This is a genomic window from Acidovorax sp. CF316, assembly GCF_000276605.1.
In the GTDB taxonomy this organism is placed as follows: Bacteria; Pseudomonadota; Gammaproteobacteria; order Burkholderiales; family Burkholderiaceae_C; genus Acidovorax.
Genome location: NZ_AKJX01000314.1, coordinates 1 through 1,039, shown reverse-complemented (window position 1 = coordinate 1,039; position 1,039 = coordinate 1). Strand labels below are relative to the sequence as shown.

General features: G+C 68.7%; 2 protein-coding genes and 1 pseudogene. 1 reads left to right on the top strand and 2 read right to left on the bottom strand.

Annotation, left to right across the window (positions count from 1 at the left end; genetic code table 11):
• Positions 1-121 precede the first annotated feature (121 nt).
• Both PMI14_RS33285 and PMI14_RS33280 read right to left on the bottom strand, forming a co-directional pair.
• A complete protein-coding gene (locus PMI14_RS33285; RefSeq protein WP_007862342.1) occupies positions 122-466 on the bottom strand; it encodes an antibiotic biosynthesis monooxygenase in 345 nt (114 codons plus the stop codon).
• Complete coding sequence (locus PMI14_RS33280) at positions 463-807, bottom strand: NIPSNAP family protein (RefSeq protein ID WP_007862340.1); 345 nt, start codon at positions 805-807, stop codon at positions 463-465. The genes PMI14_RS33285 and PMI14_RS33280 overlap by 4 nt, the downstream gene beginning before the upstream one ends.
• Positions 808-925: 118 nt before the next feature.
• Between PMI14_RS33280 and PMI14_RS35825 the strand changes: the two are divergent.
• Positions 926-1,039 (top strand): annotated as a pseudogene (locus tag PMI14_RS35825) (hypothetical protein); the annotation flags it as partial.

The following is a 1,039-nucleotide window of genomic DNA, read 5'->3' as shown; positions in this document are numbered from 1 at the left end:
CGCAATCTGGGAGGGGGACGCCCCCAGTGCGGCGGGGCGGCCCTTGCACGGGGGCACTGGCCCTGGCCGCGCCAGTTTCAAACGCAATAGATTCTTGCTGGACTTCTGTAGCGAGGGCGCATCACCCGTGGACGGCACGTGAGTCATCAGGCGCCTGCGCCCGGTCGTTCATCCCATAGTCGCGCACCACGGCCGCCACGCGCAGCCGGTAGTCGGCAAACACATGCTCGCGCCCTGCGGCCTGGGTGCTGCGGTGCGCCTCCTGCCGGCGCCAGCGCGCCACGGCCTCCTCGTCGCGCCAGAAGGACAGGGACAGCAGCTTGCCCGGCGTGGCCAGGCTTTCGAAGCGCTCGATGGAGACAAAGCCGTCGATCTGTGCGAGCAGCGGCTTGAGCGCAGCCGCCGCATCCAGGTAGGCGCCGCGCTGGCCGGGCGCGGGCGTCACCTCGAAGATCACGGCCATCATGGCGTGGGCTCCTGCGCATGGGCCGGCAGGCCCAGCGTGCCCTGCACGCCCTGCGTGAACGTGCGCTCCTCGCGCAGGATGAAGCGCTTTTCCTGCGCGAAGGCGAAGTTGGCGCGGCCCTCGGCATCGCTGCGCAGGCGCGCGCGGTAGGCCTCGTAGGCGGCCAGCGAGTCGAAGGCGATCAGGCCCCAGGCCTCGTAGTTGCTGCCCTCGTGCGGCAAAAAGTAGCCCAGCAGGTGGCCGCCGCAGCGGGGGATGATCTGGCCCCAGCGCCGCGCGTACTCGGCGAACGTGTCGCGCTGGAAGGGGTCGATCTCGTAGCGGATGAAACAGGTGATCATGGTGGTGGCAAATCCTGTGGTGGAAACAGGCTTCACGATAGGCGCTTGACCGCCCCGGATGCTTCGCCCACCATCGAAGCATCATGACCAAGATGGCCCTGCCGACCCTGCCCCCTGCATGAAGACCCTGCTGCTGTTCATCGCCACCGCGCTGGCCGAGATCGTGGGCTGCTACCTGCCCTACCTGTGGCTCAAGCAGGGCAAGCCCGTGTGGCTGCTGCTGCCGGCCGCC

Bases quoted from the DNA above. Each gene is read 5' to 3' on its own strand.
- PMI14_RS33285 (WP_007862342.1), bottom strand. From the start codon at position 466: ATGATGGCCGTGATCTTCGAGGTGACGCCCGCGCCCGGCCAGCGCGGC.
- PMI14_RS33280 (WP_007862340.1), bottom strand. From the start codon at position 807: ATGATCACCTGTTTCATCCGCTACGAGATCGACCCCTTCCAGCGCGAC.